Source organism: Aerococcus sp. NPDC058936, from assembly GCF_042741995.1.
GTDB lineage: Bacteria > Bacillota > Bacilli > Lactobacillales > Aerococcaceae > Aerococcus.
This window is the reverse complement of record NZ_JBHYKZ010000002.1, coordinates 190818-211642: the sequence shown is the minus strand read 5'-3', so window position 1 is coordinate 211642 and position 20825 is coordinate 190818. Positions and strand designations below refer to the sequence as shown.

Here is a 20825-nt window from a genome sequence, read left to right as displayed (position 1 = left end):
TCGCTATTTCTTTCTTAGTGTCTTGTCTCGCACCCTTAAGTCGGGTTCGCCCCTCCAAAAAACCTGTGTTTCAGTTGATTTAAATGTAAGTAGGGTTAAGATCACTATTTACTTTAGAGAAAATTTAATAATTATTTAACCTTCACAAGATCGTATTGCTAATACGGTCTTTTTTTTGGGTCAATTTCCTTTCTTTGGAACAGTGTGATGGTTGAAGAAATTGTTCCAGAAGATATGGAAGCGTTTGCAAACGTGGGTATCCACTGCTAAGATGACTATATTGGCAGTAATATTCAATATAAAAGGAGTGAAGTAGTTATGATGGCGAAATTGCAACGGTTTGGGGGCGCAATGTTTGTGCCCGTGCTGTTATTCTCATTTGCGGGGATTGTATTATCTTTCTCGATTCTTTTCCAAAATGAATTGATTATGGGTAGCATCGCAGCTGAAGGAAGTTTATGGCGTAACATTTGGTCAGTATTGGAGTCGGGTGGATGGACAGTATTTAATCAAATTGAACTATTATTTGTGATTGGTCTCCCAATTGGATTGGCTACGAAAGCAGCTGGTAGAGCAAGTTTAGAGTCATTCATTGTATACATGACTTTCCAAAGTTTCTTAGCTAAGATTCTTGAAATTTGGGGAAGCAACTTTGGTGTAGATTATACCGCTGAACCCGGTGGTGTGAGTGGGCTAAAGCTAATTGGTAGTGTGAAAACATTGGACACTAATATTATAGGTGCCATTCTTGTCGCTGCCGTTGTTGTATGGTTACACAACCGATATTTTGATACAAAATTACCAGACTGGTTAGGCGTCTTCCAAGGATCAACATTTGTTTATATTCTTGGTTTCTTTACCATGTTACCTCTAGCATTCATTACTGCTTGGGGTTGGCCAGTAATTCAAGGTGGTATTGCAACATTACAGGGTTGGTTGGCGAGTTCAGGTGGCTTCGGTGTATTCGTATATGTATTCTTAGAACGTATTTTAATTCCAACTGGACTGCATCATTTTGTATACCAACCATTTACCTATGGCCCTGCAGTGATTGAAGGTGGAATTGAACGTGCTTGGTTGGATCAATTAAATGTGATTGCTTCAAATCCAGCACCTTTACGTGAACAGTTCCCAGAAGGCGCTTTTGGGTTGCATAATATGTCAAAAATTTTCGCACCGATTGGTATTTCAGCAGCTTTTTATGCGACAGCGAAAAAAGAAAAACGCCAAGAAGTATTATCCCTACTATTACCAACAGCTTTTACGGCGATTATGGCTGGGATTACAGAACCATTTGAATTTACTTTTCTATTCATTGCGCCACAACTATTCTTTATCCATGCCTTGCTTGCAGCTTCACTAGCAACAACTATGTACTTATTTGGACTAGCAGGAGATATAGGTTCTGGTCTAATTTCAGTTGTTTCTAAATTTATTATTCCAATGTGGTCTAATCATTTTGGTGCAATTATCACTTGGCTAGTAATTGGTTTAATCTTTTCTGGTATTTATTTTATGATTTTCAGCTTGATGATTAATAAATTTGATTTGAAAACACCGGGACGTGAAGATGATGAAGCAGAAGTGAAAATGTACACTAAACAAGATTATAAAGACAAGAAGAAACAAGAAGCAGCTGGGTTTGATCCAAATGATACTAGCCAGGATCCTTCAGAATCAAAAGCAAGTAATAAAGCTATTTCAAGTTATGCTGAAGAGGCTGCAAATGATCCTAGTCGTGGCCGTTTCGCAGTAACTGCATCTAACTATGTTGACTTGTTAGGTGGTCCTGAAAATATTACTGACGTTAACAACTGTGCCTCTAGATTGAGGTTAACAGTTAAAGACCCAAATGCATTAGCCACTGATAAAGAGTTTAAAGCAAACGGAGCGCATGGGGTGGTACGTAAGGGTCAAGCAATTCAAGTGATCATTGGACTAGATGTCCCACAAGTTCGGGATGAAGTGGACGTTGAAATTGCTAAACGGACAGGTAAAGCGAAGAATTAAGGAACAAATTCCGTAAGTTGGAACAAGTTCATAAATACTGAAATGCGAACAGAAGGTTGAGTAGTTAATGAAAACGCTTAATTTTCTGTTAGCATAGAGGTATAGAAAAGTAGCGGCTAAACAATTGCATTAGGAGGAATTCATAATGACATTAAAGAAACAATCGATTCTTGTAGCAGGTGGGGGTTCAACTTTTACACCAGGTATCATCATGATGTTACTGGATAATTTAGATACTTTCCCAATCCGTCAAATCAAATTTTACGATAACGACGGGGACCGACAAAAACAAATTGCCGATGCCTGTGAAATTATCCTAAATGAACGGGCACCAGAAATTGAATTCGTAGCGACAACTGATCCAGCTACAGCTTTTACAGACATTGATTTCGTGATGGCCCACATTCGTGTCGGTAAATATGCCATGCGTGAACAAGATGAAAAAATTCCTTTAAAATATGGGGTGATTGGTCAAGAAACATGTGGACCAGGTGGTATATCTTACGGTATGCGTTCAATCGGAGGTGTACTGGAATTGATTGATTATATGGAAGAATATTCTCCAGATGCTTGGATGTTAAACTACTCCAACCCAGCGGCAATCGTAGCAGAAGCGACTAGAAAATTACGCCCGAATAGCCGTATTATCAACATTTGTGATATGCCTGTAGGGATTGAATACCGGATGGCGGATATTTTAGGACTTAAATCTCGTAAAGACTTCGTTGTTCGTTATTATGGATTAAACCACTTTGGTTGGTGGACAGATATCCGTGACCATGAAGGCAACGATTTAATGCCAAAATTAAAAGAATGGGTTCATGAACATGGTTATGTAACGCCAGAAGAATTGGCTGATGCTTCTGAAGAGGAAGTGGAAGAAAGCTGGATGCATACCTATGAAAAAGCCAAGGAAGTGTCTTGGCTAGATGAAGATACCTTGCCAAATACCTATCTAAAATACTACCTATACCCGCAAGATGAAGTAGCAGTAGCTAATCCAGACTATACGCGTGCCAATGAAGTAATGGACCACCGTGAAAAACAAGTATTCTCAGAATGTAACCAAGTAGTGAACTATGGATCAGGTGCCAAAACAACATTGAAAGCAGATGACCACGCTTCTTATATAGTCGATTTAGCGAGAGCCTTGGCTTATAACACGCGTGAAAGAATGTTGTTGATTGTGCCAAACAATGGATCAATCGTGAACTTTGATCCAACAGCCATGGTAGAAATCCCATGTATCATTACATCAAATGGACCTGAACCGTTGGTAACGGGCGAAATTCCGCGCTTCCAAAAAGGTTTAATGGAGCAACAAGTAGCCGTTGAAAAATTAGTGGTTGAAGCTTGGAGCGAAGGTTCTTATCAAAAATTATGGCAAGCCATTACCTTATCAAGAACCGTGCCAAATGCACGCGTAGCCAAACAAATTCTGGATGATTTAATTGAGGCAAACACATCATACTGGCCTGAGTTATCTTAATCTATTAAATGTAAACGCTTTTGATATAATAGGAGTGGGCCGAGGTCCACTCTTATTATTTTGGAGGCATTTATGAAACCTATAGAAAATATCTATAACGACTTGTATAGTAAATTAACTGAAAATGAAATCTATATTTTTGACTATATCATGAAGCATAGTCAGACGGTTAGGAAGATGTCTATCACTGAATTAGCAAGGATTTTGGCCGTTTCCAAATCGACGATTTCCCGTTTCACTCAAAAAATTGGCTTTTCAGGTTATGCGGAATTTAAATTCTACCTCAACAATGAAGCAGATAATCAACGGCATGATAGTGAAATTGATCCAATGGGGCAGTTAGCAGCCGATACCCAAGATACCTTTAAAATGTTCAGTAGTATGCAGGTTGAACCCATTGTTGAAAGTGTTTTTGATGCGGATAATGTCTTCTTATACGGGACTGGATGGGCGCAAAAGAACGCTTTAAACGATTTTAGAAGAAGTATTTTATTGAACAACAAATTTTCCATCGATATTTCAGCACCTTTGGAGCTAAAAATTGCGAGTGCATCTATTAAACCTGGAGATGTGCTGATTGTGGCGTCTTTTAGCGGCAATGTGTCATTGATTGAGCGAGAATTGAAAATCTTTAAGAGTAAAGGGGCCATCCTGATTGCGGTGAGTGAAATGCATACTAGTTTATTAGCTAGCTTAGCCGATTATACAATCTATTTTAAAACAACACGCTTTGATCATAAGGATGAAGCCTTTGCATCTATGTTACCTATTCACCAAGCCACCAACTTATTAGCTATCGCCTATTTTGAATATGTGCGAAAACAAGAACGATTACAGAAAGAAAATGAGGAGCGTGACCTATGACCAGAAAAAATTTAAGTCGAATGGTACATTTTGTGATTATATTACTGGTTATTGCACCCATCTTATACGTTGCCCTATTAACTTTCCAAGGCAACGCGCAAGGACTGGGTTTACTAGAAAATTTGACCACGAATGTCTCTACAGTAATTTCACTAATGTCTGTATGTATCCTGCCTTTTGCGGGCTTTTTAATCAAATCTAAGTGGGATCAAATTGACCAAACACAAGATAGTCTAGGGCAATTTTATATCAGTTTATTACTTATCTTGATTGGTTTCTTATTGATTGGCAACACCGGAACGGCCATCTTGATTTTTATTTTAATTGCCTTTAGTGTTGTGATTTTAAAAGTGAGACTAGGAGATGCCTTCCAAGTCCTTTTCAAATCACCTAAGCATAATATTAGCCACTTTGCTGGTGAAATGGCCATGCTATTGATTGCAGCCTTTATTCGTTTTGCTATCTGGCGGATTAGCACGGGTAGCTAATGTCTGATCGTTAATAGAAGATTTGACTTCACTTCACATTATGTTTTTGTGAATTAAATGGTTTGAGTTATAATCGAATTAAATAGATATGTTACTGATATCAAAATGAATAAAAAGGAGCGTTAAATTAGTTGAAACTGTTAACATTAAATACTCATTCTTATGGTGAAGAAGATCAAGATCAAAAATTAGCTTTTATTGCGCAATCGATTGCTGAGTGGGATATCGATGTAGTGGGCTTACAAGAAGTTAATCAGAAAATTAGTGGACATCGAGTAGACGTTAATAATCTCGTGAACTTTGTCCCTTTGGATGGGCAAGTGAATGTTAAAGAAGATAATTTTGCTATGCGTTTAGTAGCCTTATTAGCGGAATTAGGTAAAACCTACTATTGGGCGTGGGCTATGACTCATATTGCGCATGACACAATGCAAGAGGGTGTAGCGATTTTATCAAAATACCCAATTGATAGCGTCACTAGCTATAACGTATCAAAAAGTCACAATTGGTATGACTATAAAACACGTCGTATTCTTACGGCTAAGATCACTAAACCAAATGGCGAAAGCTTTATGGCGGTTTCTGGTCATTTCTCATGGTGGCACGGGAAAAATAATGAAGAATTTCATTATGAATGGCAAGAAACTGAAAAATACTTGGCTAGAACTAAGTTGCCAATTTATTTTATGGGTGACTTTAATAACCCTGCCGGTACAGATGGTTATGACTACATGGTGTCAACGGCTATTCCTATTACAGACTCATATATGATTGCAGAAGAAACTATCGGTGGACCGACAGTATTGAAAGAAATTGGTGGCTGGACCGGGCTTAAAGAACAAATTCGTATTGACTATATCTTCGTACCTAAAGGTGTCGCAGTAAAAAAATCCGAAGTTGTGTTTGATGGAGAACATCAGCAGGCCGTATCAGACCACTCAGGTGTACTAGTAGAAACTATTGATTAGAAGCTAAATATAAAGATAATATTGAAATACGTATGTAAGTAGGACAATATTAGCATGATCAGTAGCTCGCTTTTCTGAGTTATCTACGGTATTTAAGGCTAAGAAATGGTAGATATAGCATGAAGAAGTGAAGTACTTTTTAAATAAATAAAACATTTATAAGGGCCGTGAGAGTGGGATATTCTCACGGTTTTTTTTTGCTATCATGAAAAAAATAATGCAAACGGTTGCATGAAAACGTTTTACAGTGTATAATCTATTTTGAAATATGAAACCGGTAACAAATAGTTTAGATAAAGGAGCAAAAAAATGAAGAGACTGTTTACATTTGAATTTTGGCAACAGTTTGGGAAGGCCTTAATGGTTGTTATTGCAGTAATGCCAGCTGCAGGTTTAATGATATCTATTGGTAAAACCATTCCCTTGTTTGCTGAAAATATTAGTTTTTTAGTCACTACGGGTGGCGTGTTAGAGCAAATCGGTTGGGCCATTATTGGTAACCTCCATTTATTATTTGCCATTGCAATTGGTGGTTCGTGGGCTAAGGACCGTGCTGGTGGGGCCTTTGCGGCAGCTGTTGCCTTTGTCTTAATTAACCGTATCACCGGTGCTTTATTTGGTGTAACAACTGACATGTTAGCTGATCCAGCAGCAGTAACCAGTACTGTATTTGGTCAAACCATTGCTATTGAAGGTTACTTTACAAGTGTTTTAGAAGCACCAGCTTTAAACATGGGGGTATTCGTAGGGATTATTTCCGGTTTTATTGGAGCGAGTGCCTACAATAAATATTACAACTATCGTAAATTACCAGAAGTATTGTCCTTCTTTAATGGGAAGCGTTTTGTACCATTCGTTGTGATTGTATGGTCTTTAGCAACAGCTTTAGGATTAGCTGTAATTTGGCCAGTAATTCAATCAGGTATTAATGCATTTGGTCAATGGATCGCAACATCCCAAGATACTGCGCCTGTTTTAGCACCGTTTATCTTCGGTACATTAGAACGGTTACTAATACCATTTGGTTTACATCACATGTTAACTATTCCAATTAACTACACCGAACTTGGTGGTACTTATGAAATTTTAACGGGTGCGCAAGCGGGTGCACAGGTTGTTGGTCAAGATCCATTATGGTTAGCTTGGGCAACTGACTTGGCAAACTTCAACAATGCTGGCGATACCCAAAATTATCAATATGTATTAGAAAATTGGGTACCTGCACGATTCAAAGTGGGGCAAATGATTGGTTCTTCAGGTATCTTGATGGGGTTAACCTATGCAATGTACCGCAATGTTGACCAAGATAAGAAAGATAAATATAAACCAATGTTCATTTCAGCTGCGGCTGCCGTTTTCCTAACTGGGGTAACTGAACCATTGGAATACATGTTTATGTTCATTGCTATGCCTTTATATGTGGTGTATGCGGTGATTCAAGGAGCGGCATTTGCTATGGCAGATGTGTTAAACCTACGCGTGCATTCATTCGGGACTATTGAATTCTTGACCCGTATCCCATTATCAGCGCAAGCCGGTATTATGGGTGACGTGATCAACTTCATCTTAGTGACACTGGTATTTGGTGTATTAACATACTTTATTGCAAACTTCATGATCAAGAAATTTAAATACGCAACACCTGGCCGTTTAGGTAACTACGAAGAGGGATTGGGGGCTGAACAAGCTGGTAAATCAGCTGACGGCCAAGCTTCATCCATTGCCTCAAATGCGAGCGAGCAACAAATTGCCGATGTTATCTACCTATTAGGTGGTAAAGAAAATATCGACTATGTAGATGCATGTATGACGCGTTTACGTGTGACAGTTAAGGATACTGAAAAAGTAGCTAGCGATGAGTATTGGAAAGCAGCTGGTGCTATGGGCTTAATGGTTCGCGGTACTGGTGTACAAGCCATTTACGGACCAAAATCTGACATCTTAAAATCTGACATCAACGACTTGTTGGACGCTGGTACTGCTATTCCGGCACCTTCTGACAAGGTAACAGGCAAAGCGGGAGCCAGCGAACCAGTAGCCACGTCTCAGAAATCGGCTACATCTGGCCAAGCATCACCTGTTTTAGCACCGGTTGCTGGTCAATTATTAGATATCTCTCGTGTAAATGACCCTGTATTCTCGGAAAAAATGATGGGTGATGGTTACGCTGTCGAGCCTGATGCAGACGCTAAAACTGCTAAAGTTTATGCGCCAGTAGCTGGTAAAATCGTGTCGATCTTCCCAAGTCATCATGCAATCGGGATTCAAACGAGCGATGGCCTTGAAGTATTGATCCACATGGGGATTGATACCAACAATTTTGATCCGGAAATCTTTGGTTTAACGGTAGCCGTGGACCAAGAAGTGACTGCTGGTCAAATGCTTGGCGAAATGAACTTACAAGCGATCGAAGAGGCTGGTAAGGAAAAAACAGTGATTGTGGTTGTGACGAATAGTGAATCTATTGACCGGATTGAACTAGCTAGCGTTGACCAACAAATCGATGGCGGTCAAGAAGTAGGTAAAATTCACTTTTAATATAGTTATAGAGAAAAATGTCGGCTTGATGTTGACCGTTGAAGATGGTAAATCTTAGGGTCAACTAAGTCGATTAGGAGGATAGTTAATGGTTATGGGCCATTAGCTATTTTTCTATCTTTGAATGTAAGCGATTACTTATCGTAAGTGTCAAAATAAAACTTAGAAATGAGGAGAACCAATGGATGCAGCAGCTTTATACCACCGACCGGAGAGTGAATTTGCCTATTTATATGACGAAGATACCGTCCATATTCGTTTGAGGACCAAGAAAGATGACGTAATCCAGGTGGACTTGTTGGCGGGGGATACCTATCTACATTATTCAGAGGCTTGGTACCAGACCAGTCAGGAAATGATGAAAGTCGCCTCTAGTGACCTCCATGATTATTGGCAGTGTGAGTGGTCATTAGCGCCCAACCGTCTAGCTTATGCCTTTCGGGTCCAGGACAATGACGGAAATGTGGTCTTTTATTGTGACCGCGGAGTTTACCCAGGAGATGATGCCCATATTTTAGGCCAAGTCAATGCTTATTTCCGCCTGCCATATTTTCATGAAAGTGACAGGGTTAAGACGCCAGCTTGGGTGAAAGACACGGTCTGGTATCAGATTTTCCCTGAACGGTTTGCGAACGGAGATCCCACAAACGACCCAGAAAACACTTTACCTTGGGGTTCCAGGGCCCATCCCCGTCATGATGATTTCTATGGCGGAGACTTGCAAGGGATTATCGACCATCTGGATTATTTGGCTGATTTGGGGATCACTGGCATCTATCTCACCCCGATTTTCAAGGGGGATACCAACCACAAATACGATACCAGCGACTATATGACCATCGATCCAGCCTTCGGTGACGCTGAATTATTTGGCAAAATGGTCAGTCAAGCCCATGCTCGGGGCATTCGGGTAATGCTGGACGCTGTCTTCAACCATATCGGCTATGCATCCAGCCAATGGCAAGACGTCTTGGAAAATCAAGACCAGTCTATCTACAAAAATTGGTTTCATATCCAAGAATTTCCTGTTCAAGCCTTTGGGGCGATTGACTATAGCGGCGGCGAGCGGTTTGACCGCCAGCAATTGACCTATCAGACCTTTGCCTTTGAACCCCATATGCCTAAATTAAATACGGCAAACCCTGAAGTCAAAGCCTACTTGTTAGACGTTGCCCGTCACTATATTCAAGCATTTGATATCGACGGCTGGCGGTTAGATGTAGCCAATGAAGTGGACCATCAATTTTGGAAAGACTTCCACCGGACTTGCGTCAATTTGAAAGAAGATTTCTATATTGTGGGCGAAATCTGGCATTCAGCCCAGCGTTTCCTTGAAGGGGACGAATTCCATGCCATCATGAATTATCCGATGACAGACCAAATCAAGGACTTCTTTTTTGGACGGTCAGGATCGATATCAAAAGATCAGATAGGCGACGAGACAGCAAATCGTGAGCTGACCAACCGGCAGTTTATGGACCGGATGACCAGTCAACAAATGCTTTACCGAACGCAAACCAACCAGGCCCAGTTTAACCTATTAGATTCACACGACACCGACCGAATCCTCACCCGGGCCCATTACGACAAGGATAAAGTCCAGTCAGCTCTTGCTTTCACCTTCCTTCAAACCGGCACGCCTTGCATCTATTACGGTACGGAAATCGGTCTGGACGGTGGCGACGACCCAGACAACCGCAAATGCATGGTTTGGGAAAAGGCCAAGCAAGACCAATCTATGTGGCAATTTACCAAGGACCTGATTCAAATGCGCCGGGACTATAGTGACCTCATCAACTTGGGGACCCTAGACTGGTCAGAAGACTTGCCTAGTGAGCGAATTTTAGCCTTTACAAAGACTTACCGAGGACAAACCTTGCGCGCCTATTTTAACCAGGGCAATCAAGACTTGCAGATTGGACTAGATAAAAATACAAAAATTGTCCTCACGAACCTTGCAGATAATGAAGGCGGTTACATGCAAGTGAGGCCGGGAACCTACATGGTTAGTGTAAATTAAGCTAGTCGCCAGTAAAGAATACTTTGCAATATATTAAAAGTAAAAAAATATTTTTAAAACTTATACGAAAACGGTTGCAAAGATTGAAAGCGTGTGCAATAATTTGTGCAAGCGATTACATTATGGGTATTTATATTTTAGGAGGAAAAGTAAATGAGTAAATTGCAGTGGAAGAAAACAGCCTTTGGTTTGGTAACAGCGTCAGCTGCTTTAGTGCTTGCAGCATGCGGGAATGGTGGCGAAGAATCTGCTAGTTCAGATGGCGGATCAGATAGCGCAAGCGGTAGCACCTTACAAGTATCAGTTGGTGCTGACTACGTGGATTACGTAAATGAAATCGCCCCAGCTTTTGAAGAAGAGACAGGGATTGACGTTGAAGTTGTTGAGCGTGAAATGTTCGAAACCTTAGATTCACTTTCATTAGATGGTCCAGCAGGGATTGCGCCAGACGTGACAATCGCCCCTTACGACCGGATTGGAAACCTAGGTATTCAAGGACATTTATTACCAGTCACATTACCGGATGATGGTCGTTATGACGAAACAGATGAGCGTCAAGTAACAGCTAATGACGAAATTTACGGTATGCCTTATGTAGTTGAAGCCTTAGTCCTTTACTACAACAAAGAATTAATCGATACTGCCCCAACAACATTTGAAGAATTAGAAGCCTTGTCAGAAGATTCAACTTATGACTACTCTTCTGAATCAGGCAAAAACACCGGCTTCTTAGCAAACTGGGTAGACTTCTACTCTGCTTACGGTTTAATTGCTGGTTACGGTGGCTATATCTTCGGGCAAGATGGTACTGACACATCTGACATCGGGTTAAATACTGAAGGTGCTGTTGAAGGTATTGAATACGCACAAACATGGTACGAAAAATGGCCAGAAGGTATGTTAGATACAACTTCAGCTGGTAGCTTCGTAGATGAAACCTTCATCTCTGGTGATGCAGCTGTAGTAATCGGCGGACCATGGTCTGCAGCTTCTTACCAAGAAGGTGGCGTTGACTACGGCGTTGCTTCAATCCCAACATTGCCAAATGGGGAAGCTTACCAAACATTCGGTGGTGGTAAGGGCTGGGTTGTTTCAGGCTATACTGAAAATGAAGAAGCCGCACAACAATGGTTAGAATTTGTAACGACTGAAGAAAATATGAATAGCTTACATGAATTTAACTCAGAAGTACCAGCTAACCAACAAGCTCGTCAGGCAATTGTGGATGCCGGTGAAAATGAATTAGCTATCGCTGTTATCGAGCAATATAACGATGCTGTACCAATGCCAAATATTCCAGAAATGGCTGAAGTTTGGACAGGTGCTGAAACAATGATGTTTGATGCAGTATCAGGCAACAAATCTGCACAGCAATCAGCAGACGACGCTGTTCAAGTGATCGTAGATAACATTGCACAAAAATACTAAGTGACACACCTTTAAAAAAATTGAGGATGGTTTAGCTAATGGTTTAGTAATCATCGCTGAGCCATCCTTATTATTATTATTAAAAGGGGCATAAATTTTTAAGTAATGAACCATTAAACAAAAAGAATCTATGATACCTGTCATGGTTTTCTAGTGAAGGAGTTGGTTGCAGTGGTTAAGACTGCAAAAGAAAGAAAAAAAGTGAACTTCACTTCTGAGCAAAAGAGTCGTATCAATCAAGCGACTTTAGCCTCAATCATCCCTGGTGGTGGACAATTCGTAAACAAGCAAGTCCTAAAAGGTGTCATCTTTTTAGTGATTTTTGCCTTATACATTCTCCACTTATTTAGCTTTGGGTTTGATGCCTTCAACGGCTTGATTACCCTAGGTGTAACACCTCGTGAAGATCATTCCCTCTTCTTATTAATTGAAGGGGTACTTGAATTATTAATAACTGTCATCTTTGTTATTTTCTACGCCGTACAAATGTGGGATGCGCGCAATGTGGCTAAACTAAACGCCATCAACCCAGATAAGGTCAACCGATCAGCCAAGGATATCTTAAATAACCTTTACGAATCAGGTTTCCCATATCTATTAACCATCCCAGCCTATATCTTAATGTTATTTGCAATTGTTTTCCCGGTAGTGGTAACGATTCTAATCGTATTTACCAACTACGACTTCCAACACATTCCACCCGCTAAATTAATCGAGTGGACTGGGTTTGAAACCTTTAATTCAATCTTTACCCTAACAACTTACCGAGAAACATTCGGTGCTGTATTCTCATGGACAGTCATTTGGACACTATTTGCCACAACCTTGCAAGTAGGTCTAGGGATTTTCCTAGCGATTCTGATGAACCAACCATTCATCAAATTCCGTCGCTTTTTCGGGGTAATCCTACTATTACCATGGGCGGTACCAGCCTTTATCTCGATCCTAACCTTTTCAAACATGTTCAACCCATCTGCCGGAGCCATCAACTCCCAGGTCATTCCGTTTATCAATAACCTGATTCCATTCTTGGAAATTCCAGCATTAGCCTGGAAAACGGACCCATTCTGGACCAAGGTGGCCTTAATTTCTATCCAGGGTTGGCTTGGTTTCCCATATATTTACGTATTGACCACGTCAATTTTACAATCTATTCCAGGTGAGTGGTATGAAGCCGCTTCAATCGACGGGGCTTCACCAATCCAAAAATTCCGATTCATTACCTTCCCGCATATCTTGTCAGTTGCGGCACCGGTATTAATCACTCAATACACTGGAAACTTCAACAACTTTACAATGATTTACCTATTTAATGAAGGTGGACCTGGTTCTGTTGGGAACAATGCCGGAACTACAGATATCTTGATTTCATGGGTCTACAAGTTGACAACAGGGCAATCGCCACAATATAACGTATCTTCCGCGATTACCATTATCATCTCAACTATAGTCATTGTGATTTCATTGATCATCTTTAAATACAGCAATGCTTTTGAAATGGAGGATTAAGCCATGGCTGAGAAAAAATTAGCTAACACGCAAAAACGCGGCCGCTTTTGGAATCAATTCTTTACCTATGCCTTCTTAGTCTTTATGGCAATCATCATCATCTATCCCTTACTGATCACCATTACATCAGCCTTCAGGGGTGGAAACTTAATTGCCTTTAACTTGAACTTCTCAGGTCAGTTTACCCTAAGTAACTTTGAACGCTTGTTTACAGAAACCCAATACGGCCAGTGGTATATTAATACTTTAATCGTTGCGGTGATTACCATGGCCTTACAGGTAACGATTATTACCTTAGCCGGATATGCCTACTCAAGATACCGGTTCGCAGGCCGTAAACAATCCCTAAAATTCTTCATCATCGTTCAAATGGTCCCAACAACAGCAGCCTTGACCGCCTTTTACGTTATGGCCTTACTAGTTGGAGGACTAGACAAATTATGGTTCTTGATTTTCGCCTATGTCGGCGGGTCAATCCCAATGAACTCATGGTTGATGAAAGGGTATTTTGATACCGTGCCAATTGACCTAGATGAATCCGCAAAATTAGACGGGGCAGGCCACTTACGGACCTTTGGACAAATCGTCTTACCGTTAGTGCGTCCAATGATGTCAGTGCAAGCTTTATGGGCATTTATGACACCATTCGGTGAGTACATGCTAGCCCGTTTTATCTTACGATCACCAGAAAACTATACCGTAGCCATCGGGTTACAACAATTTATTACCAATCCCCGTGAACAACGGGTAACCCTATTCGCGGCAGGGGCGATCTTAATCGCCTTACCAATTTCAATCATGTTCTTCTACCTACAAAAGAACTTTGTATCTGGTTTAACTGCTGGTGGTACGAAAGGGTAATACATGATTTTTCACAAGTAACTGACGGATTAAGCAAGCAATTAGCAGATAGAAAGATAGGCGATGAACGTGTTAAAAGCAATATTTCCCATCAATTACTTTAAGAGTATTTGGACACCAAGCAAAATTTGGTTTAACCGCTATGACCTCAAATGGTGGCAAATGTTGCTGGTCATCCTCTTCTTAAACGGTTTGATGACAGTTCCAGTAACCCTAAACTATGCCAACATGACCGAGTTTCCCGTAACCGACTACTATCCCAATGCCATGGACCTTGTAGACGACCAAGTGGTAGCCGAGATCCAACAAGTCACCTTTGAAAATGGAGAAATGCTGATCGACCAACCAGTGGTTTCAGAAAGCGCTGAAGGAACCGTCGCCTTTGGATTAGGAGACGATCAGCTAGAGATACTGGCAGCTAGCGGGAAAACGGCCATCATTTTCCAAGAGAATCAATTCGTCTTAATGGAAGCTGGGGCGCCAATGGCAACGGTCCTTTATACCAAAGACTTCGACTTGACAGGGCTTGACCAAGCAGGTATTCAGGAAAGTTTGAGTCAGCAATGGTTAGACCAAAACCGCGTCTTAGTGGTCTTGATCTTCTCGAGTGTGATCAGCTTGATATTCCTAGCCATGAACCTATTCTTAGTTGGGATTTCGGCCCTCATGTTCTATATGACCAAGGGGAGCCCGGTTACGTCTATTGAAACTTATAAAGAGTCCATCAATTTAATCCTAAATGCCTTATCACTGCCGACCTTCTTGGCTATGGCTTACGGTTTATACAACTTTGATGTATCTTTAATGGCTAGCTTGCAAACAATCGGTCTAGTGACTATGCTCCTCTTAGTCATGTGGAAGACACGTTTCCGCGACCAAACCTTGGACGAATTTCAACTGTTGGAAGCTTAATCCATCCAGTATGATTTTGAAGCCTGTTTGAACCGCGACCAGATACTTTAAATGGATCATGTACTACCTTTAACAAGTTTAAGAAAATGACAATTGAACTGTGCATTTTTGAAGATAGGAGAATGCCTTGTGGCTGAAATAAAATTAAATCATATTTATAAAAAATACGACAATGCGGAGAAGTTTTCGGTAACGGACTTCAATTTAGATATTAAAGACAACGAATTTATCGTTTTCGTAGGCCCTTCCGGATGCGGGAAATCGACAACCTTACGGATGGTAGCTGGTTTGGAAGATATTACTAAAGGTGACTTGGTCATTGACGGACAAGTCGTTAACGATGTGGCACCTAAAACCCGTGATATCGCAATGGTATTCCAAAACTATGCCCTATACCCACACATGACTGTGCGTGAAAATATGGCATTCGGTTTGAAATTGCGTAAGGTAGACAAGAAAGAAATTGATACCCGTGTGGATGAAGCGGCAGAATTACTGCAAATCACGGACTTATTAGAACGTAAACCAGCCGCTTTATCTGGTGGCCAACGTCAACGTGTAGCCTTAGGACGTGCAGTAGTGCGTCAACCTAAAGCCTTCTTGATGGATGAGCCTTTATCCAACTTGGATGCCAAATTACGGGTTCACATGCGGTCTGAGATTGCTAAATTACATAAACGTTTAAACACAACCATCATCTATGTAACCCATGACCAAACAGAAGCCATGACTTTGGCTGACCGGATTGTCATCATGAATGCTGGTGAAATCCAACAAGTAGGGACACCACTTGAAGTCTATAACAACCCAGAAAATGCCTTTGTTGCTGCTTTTATGGGATCACCAGCCATGAACTTAGTGGACGTGAAGTATGAAGCTGGCCAAATCCATTTAGAGGGTGGCACAAAGCTTGAAGTGACCCCACCATCTCGGCGCATTTTAGATGAGAAAGGGTATGACGGCAAAACAGTGACTTTTGGTATTCGTCCAGAGGATATGCAGTCTGAACAATTGGCTTTAGACGCTACACCGGAAACGGTTGTCGAACCAACCATTACGGTATCCGAATTAACAGGGGCAACATCTATCCTATACTTAGATGTTAAAGGACAAGAATTCATTGCTGTGGTAGATGCCCGTGACTACCATGAAGTTGGTTCAAGTATCAAAATCGCCTTTAACATGAATAAGGCCCACTTCTTCGATGCTGAAACAGGCAAAGTGATTAAATAGCAAGACCGAGGTACATGCGAATCTTAACAAGAACCGTATGTGCCTTTTACTATCGAAAATAAAGAAACCGGTTGCATTAAATTGAGATGATATTTTATAAGGAGGATTCACATGACAGAATCAGTAACAAAATTAAAGGTAGGCATTATCGGATGCGGAGGCATTGGGATGCAGAAGCATTTACCGGCCTTAGCCCAAGTTGAAGAGGTAGAATTGGTGGCTTTTTGTGATTTAGTCGAAGACCGGGCCCTGGCTGGAAAAGCCAAATTTGGGACCAGTGAATCCAATGTATACACCGATTACCAGAATATGTTGGCTGAAGAAAGCTTAGATGTGGTCCATGTCTGTACCCCAAATGCGACGCATGCTGAATTATCCATTGCAGCGCTTGATGCAGGCAACCACGTAATGTGCGAAAAACCCATGGCCAAAACAGCTGAAGAAGGTCGCGCGATGATCGAAGCGGCTGAACGAAACGGTAAAAAATTAACCATCGGCTATCAAAACCGTTTTAGAAAGGACAGCCAATACCTAAAAGCCATCTGCCAAGAGGGGCAATTAGGAGAAATTTACAATGCTAAAGCACATGCTATTCGTCGTCGTGCTGTCCCAACTTGGGGTGTATTCCTTGATGAGGAAGCGCAAGGAGGAGGTCCTTTAATTGACATCGGTACTCATGCACTAGATCTAACTTTATGGATGATGGACAATTACCAGCCAAAATACGTCGTTGGAAATACTTATAGAAAATTAGCTGATACAGAAAATGCTGCGAATGCTTTTGGTTCTTGGGATCCCAAAGAATTTAACGTTGAAGATTCAGCCTTTGGTTATATCGTCATGGAAAATGGTGCGAGCATTTATCTAGAATCATCGTGGGCCTTGAATACCGTTAAGTCAGGTGAGGCGAAAACGACCTTGCACGGGACTAAGGGTGGTGCGGATATGAACGATGGGTTAACGATCAATGGTGAAGACCATGGCCTATTATTCGACAAGCAAGTCATTGTTGACCCAGGTGCAGTTGACTTCTTTGAGGGGGATGCTGATGACCCCGAAGTGTTGGAAGCAAAGCAGTGGATCCAAGCCATTATTCATGATACAGAGCCGGTTGTAAAACCGCGAGAAGCTTTGATAGTGACTGAAATTCTAGAAGCCATTTATCAATCAGCGAAAACTGGACAACCCGTATTTCTAAATCAATAGGAGGATTCTGATGATTCGTGTAACAGTATGGAATGAGTTTCGTCATGAATTGACGGATGAGGACGTGAAAGCCGTATATCCAGAGGGGATTCATGAAGCCTTAGCCAGTTTCTTAACGGCAGACTTCCAAGTCAATATGGCGACTTTGGACCAGCCAGAACACGGCTTGACCGAAGGAGTCTTAAATCAAACGGATGTCCTCCTTTGGTGGGGGCATATGGCGCACGGTGAAGTGGCAGACGAGATTGTTGACCGGGTTCACCAGCGCGTTTTAGATGGCATGGGACTGATTGTCTTGCATTCAGGTCATTTTTCTAAAATTTTCCAGAAATTAATGGGGACGACTTGTGACTTAAAATGGCGTGAGGACGGTCTTTCTGCCAAGGTGTGGAATGTGAATCCATCTCACCCAATTACCCAGGGTGTGGGCGAGTGGATTGATTTAGACCAAGAAGAAATGTATGGAGAACACTTTGATGTTCCAGCGCCGGATGAATTAATTTTTATTACTGGCTATCCAAACGGGGAAGTATTCCGTGGAGGCATGACCTATCGCCGGGGTAACGGAAAGATTTTCTACTTCCATCCTGGGCATGAAACCTTCCCAACTTATTATCATCCAACTATCCAGCAGGTCATTAAAAATGCCGTCCACTGGGCAGCACCCCTGACTGAAAGGCCTACGTATGGTCACTTTCCTATTGAAACAAATAATAAAGTTTAAAAATTGAAATAAAGAAATTAGATGAGTATAGGAGGATTTTATGAAATTAGGCGTATTTACCCCGTTATTTAATGATTTATCCTTTGAAGAGATGTTAGATCAAGTAGCAGAAAAAGGATTAGAAACTGTAGAAATTGGTACGGGTGCTAGCCCAGGGGATGCTCATTTGAAGATTGATACCCTTTTGGCATCTAGTGATGCAAGAAAAGAATACCTACAAAAAGTAGCGGACCGTGGCCTTTCAATTTCAGCCCTATCGGCGCATGGTAACCCCATTTCACCAGATAAAAAACAAGCACAAGCCCATGATGAATTGCTTAGAAAAACCATCAAACTGGCATCCTTATTGAACGTGCCAGTGGTAAATGGCTTCTCAGGAGTTGGGGGCGGAAACGCGACAGATACCCATGTTAACTGGCCGGTCATTCCTTGGCCAACGGAATATGCAGACGCCTACCACTACCAATGGGACCAAGTCTTAATCCCTTACTGGAAGGACATTAATCAAGAAGCAGGAGCAGCGGGCATTAAAATCGGGATTGAAATGCACGGTGGCTTTTTAGCTCATACCCCAGCAACCATGTTACGTTTGCGGTCTGAAGCAGGGGACAATATCGGTTGTAACTTCGATCCTTCGCATATGTGGTGGCAGGGGATTGACCCAGTCGCAGCCATTAAAATATTGGGTAAAGCGGGTGCTATCAACCATTTCCACGCTAAAGATACTTATCTAGACCAAGACAATATCAATATGTATGGTTTAACCGATATGCAACCTTATCAAGATGTTGCGAGTCGTGCCTGGACTTTTAGAAGTGTCGGTGAAGGGCACCCAATGTCCGAATGGTCACAAATGTTGGCCCAATTGCGGATTTACGGCTACGATTACGTGCTTTCAATTGAACATGAAGACCCAATTATGTCTGTAGATGAAGGACTAGACCGGGCCATTACCAACCTGAAATCTGTCTTGATGCGAGACCAACCCCAAGAAATGTGGTGGGCATAGATGACAAAGCAAGTAAATAACAAATTAAACATCGCAACTGTTGGCTACGGTGGCATGGGGACCTACCATGTCCACGGTCTGATTCCAGCTGAAGCCGACTACTTACAAGTGGTGGGGACTTACGACATCGATCAGAGCCGAAAAGACGTGGCGGAAGAAACGGGTACTTACGTCTATCCAGCCTTTGATGCCATTTTAGATGACCCAGAAGTCGATGCAGTTTTAATCGCTACACCTAACGACAGCCATAAAGAACTAGCTATTCGCTCAATGCGGGCAGGGAAACATGTGATTTGTGAAAAACCAGTCGCCATGAATACCGAAGAATTCGACGAAATGATCGCCGTAGCTGAAGAAACAGGACGCGTACTCATGGTGCACCAAAACCGTCGCTGGGACCCAGATTTCTTACAAGTCAAAGACATATTCACAAAACGTCAAGCCGTTGGAGACGTCTTCCAGATCGAATCACGCGTCCACGGCGCTAACGGTATTCCAGGCGACTGGCGCCATCTAAAAGCCCACGGTGGCGGTATGGTCTTAGACTGGGGAATCCATTTATTTGATCAACTATTGTGGCTAGTAGATTCACCAATTAAGTCCGTTTACTCAGACTTATCTTATATCCTCGGCGACGAAGTAGACGACGGATTTATGGCTTATATCACCTTTGAAAACGGCATCCGCGCCCATGTTGAAGTTGGGACATCTAACTTCATTAGTCTGCCTCGTTGGTATATTAAAGGTAACCAAGGAACAGCTATCATTGAAGACTGGGAAATGAACGGGCGCATTGTGAAAGCAACCGGTAATGATGTGGAAAATAAACCATCACCGATTAGAGCAGGCGTTGGTTTGACCAAAACAATGGCACCACCAGTTGATGGCGTCACTGAGACCTTACCATTACCAGAAAGCAAGCCAGCAGACGTTTCCTTCTACCGCAACTTCTATGACGTTGTCACAGCAGGCGCAGAACCCATCGTCAAAAACGAAGAAGTCCGCCAAGTCATGCAATTGATTGATAGTATTTTAGCTTAAAAATGCTATTTAGTTTAAAAGTGCATTAGTCAAATTGAATAGAGTGAATAAACCTTCGGCTTCTTGCTTTCTCTATCATTGCCTTAAAATTAGGATGTGATCCAGGGCGTTTAGAAAGGAGACATGGGATAAATAGTACAGTGACATACAAAGTGTGGCGCAAAATATTTTGAAGTGGACACCTGTCTGTCCTAAATAACCCGACTAGCAGCGGGACCGCCCTCAGAAAAAATTCTGAGGGCTTTTCTGACTACGAGGGCATGCTAGGAAAGCGCTATTCTCGGGCATTAGGAGTAGAAACTAAAACTCTAATCATAAAATAGGATTATTGATATTGGTTAAACTAAAAGCATATCTGTGGGAGTAATGCCTTGATTTGACGATAGAGTAAGATATTTTTAGGATCGCTACTTGGGAAAGTGCAATTGTTGTCGGCTTAAATAAGGTGAATTCGTATGAAGTCATGATTCATTTTCATGACTTTTTTGCGTTGCAGCTTTATTAAAGACATCCATAATTAGGAAA

16 protein-coding genes are annotated in these 20825 nt (G+C 41.6%); all 16 read left to right on the top strand.

The window, feature by feature from the left end:
- Positions 1 to 318 precede the first annotated feature (318 nt).
- The 16 genes from ACFW0C_RS02365 (at position 319) to ACFW0C_RS02290 (ending at position 20300) form a co-directional block, all read left to right on the top strand.
- Entirely contained in the window at positions 319 to 2010 is a 1692-nt protein-coding gene (locus ACFW0C_RS02365) for an alpha-glucoside-specific PTS transporter subunit IIBC (RefSeq protein WP_378105034.1), read from the top strand.
- A 145-nt stretch (positions 2011 to 2155) separates the two neighbouring features.
- Positions 2156 to 3499 (top strand): 6-phospho-alpha-glucosidase, encoded by a 1344-nt coding sequence (locus tag ACFW0C_RS02360; RefSeq protein WP_182023188.1) that lies wholly within the window; start codon positions 2156 to 2158, stop codon positions 3497 to 3499.
- Between the two features lie 72 nt (positions 3500 to 3571).
- On the top strand, positions 3572 to 4363 hold the full coding sequence (locus ACFW0C_RS02355; protein WP_378105031.1) for a MurR/RpiR family transcriptional regulator: 792 nt from the start codon (positions 3572 to 3574) through the stop codon (positions 4361 to 4363).
- Positions 4360 to 4851 (top strand): hypothetical protein, encoded by a 492-nt coding sequence (locus ACFW0C_RS02350; protein ID WP_378105028.1) that lies wholly within the window; start codon positions 4360 to 4362, stop codon positions 4849 to 4851. Before ACFW0C_RS02355 ends, ACFW0C_RS02350 begins: the two co-directional genes overlap by 4 nt.
- A gap of 131 nt (positions 4852 to 4982) precedes the next feature.
- The gene (locus tag ACFW0C_RS02345) at positions 4983 to 5819 is read left to right on the top strand and encodes an endonuclease/exonuclease/phosphatase family protein (protein ID WP_378105026.1); all 837 of its coding nucleotides are present in this window, start codon (positions 4983 to 4985) and stop codon (positions 5817 to 5819) included.
- A 309-nt stretch (positions 5820 to 6128) separates the two neighbouring features.
- Complete coding sequence (locus tag ACFW0C_RS02340) at positions 6129 to 8357, top strand: PTS transporter subunit IIBC (protein WP_378105024.1); 2229 nt, start codon at positions 6129 to 6131, stop codon at positions 8355 to 8357.
- A gap of 181 nt (positions 8358 to 8538) precedes the next feature.
- Positions 8539 to 10377 (top strand): glycoside hydrolase family 13 protein, encoded by a 1839-nt coding sequence (locus ACFW0C_RS02335; protein WP_378105021.1) that lies wholly within the window; start codon positions 8539 to 8541, stop codon positions 10375 to 10377.
- Positions 10378 to 10530: 153 nt separating this feature from the next.
- A complete protein-coding gene (locus ACFW0C_RS02330) occupies positions 10531 to 11805 on the top strand; it encodes an extracellular solute-binding protein (protein ID WP_378105018.1) in 1275 nt (424 codons plus the stop codon).
- Positions 11806 to 11976: 171 nt separating this feature from the next.
- Positions 11977 to 13314: a carbohydrate ABC transporter permease gene (locus ACFW0C_RS02325; RefSeq protein ID WP_378105016.1), complete on the top strand. Its 1338-nt coding sequence runs from the start codon at positions 11977 to 11979 to the stop codon at positions 13312 to 13314.
- A gap of 3 nt (positions 13315 to 13317) precedes the next feature.
- Entirely contained in the window at positions 13318 to 14175 is an 858-nt protein-coding gene (locus ACFW0C_RS02320; protein WP_378105014.1) for a sugar ABC transporter permease, read from the top strand.
- A gap of 63 nt (positions 14176 to 14238) precedes the next feature.
- Positions 14239 to 15087, top strand: a complete 849-nt coding sequence (locus tag ACFW0C_RS02315; RefSeq protein WP_378105011.1) for a DUF1189 family protein — start codon at positions 14239 to 14241, stop codon at positions 15085 to 15087.
- 129 nt (positions 15088 to 15216) lie between these two features.
- Positions 15217 to 16320, top strand: a complete 1104-nt coding sequence (locus ACFW0C_RS02310; protein WP_197558428.1) for an ABC transporter ATP-binding protein — start codon at positions 15217 to 15219, stop codon at positions 16318 to 16320.
- 111 nt (positions 16321 to 16431) lie between these two features.
- Positions 16432 to 17526 carry a Gfo/Idh/MocA family protein gene (locus ACFW0C_RS02305; RefSeq protein WP_378105009.1) on the top strand — a complete coding sequence of 365 codons (1095 nt, stop codon included), beginning with the start codon at positions 16432 to 16434 and terminating at the stop codon, positions 17524 to 17526.
- 10 nt (positions 17527 to 17536) lie between these two features.
- Positions 17537 to 18250 (top strand): ThuA domain-containing protein, encoded by a 714-nt coding sequence (locus tag ACFW0C_RS02300; protein ID WP_378105008.1) that lies wholly within the window; start codon positions 17537 to 17539, stop codon positions 18248 to 18250.
- Between the two features lie 40 nt (positions 18251 to 18290).
- Complete coding sequence (locus tag ACFW0C_RS02295) at positions 18291 to 19259, top strand: sugar phosphate isomerase/epimerase family protein (protein ID WP_378105005.1); 969 nt, start codon at positions 18291 to 18293, stop codon at positions 19257 to 19259.
- Positions 19260 to 20300 carry a Gfo/Idh/MocA family protein gene (locus tag ACFW0C_RS02290; protein ID WP_378105003.1) on the top strand — a complete coding sequence of 347 codons (1041 nt, stop codon included), beginning with the start codon at positions 19260 to 19262 and terminating at the stop codon, positions 20298 to 20300. It abuts the gene before it with no gap.
- Positions 20301 to 20825 lie beyond the last annotated feature (525 nt).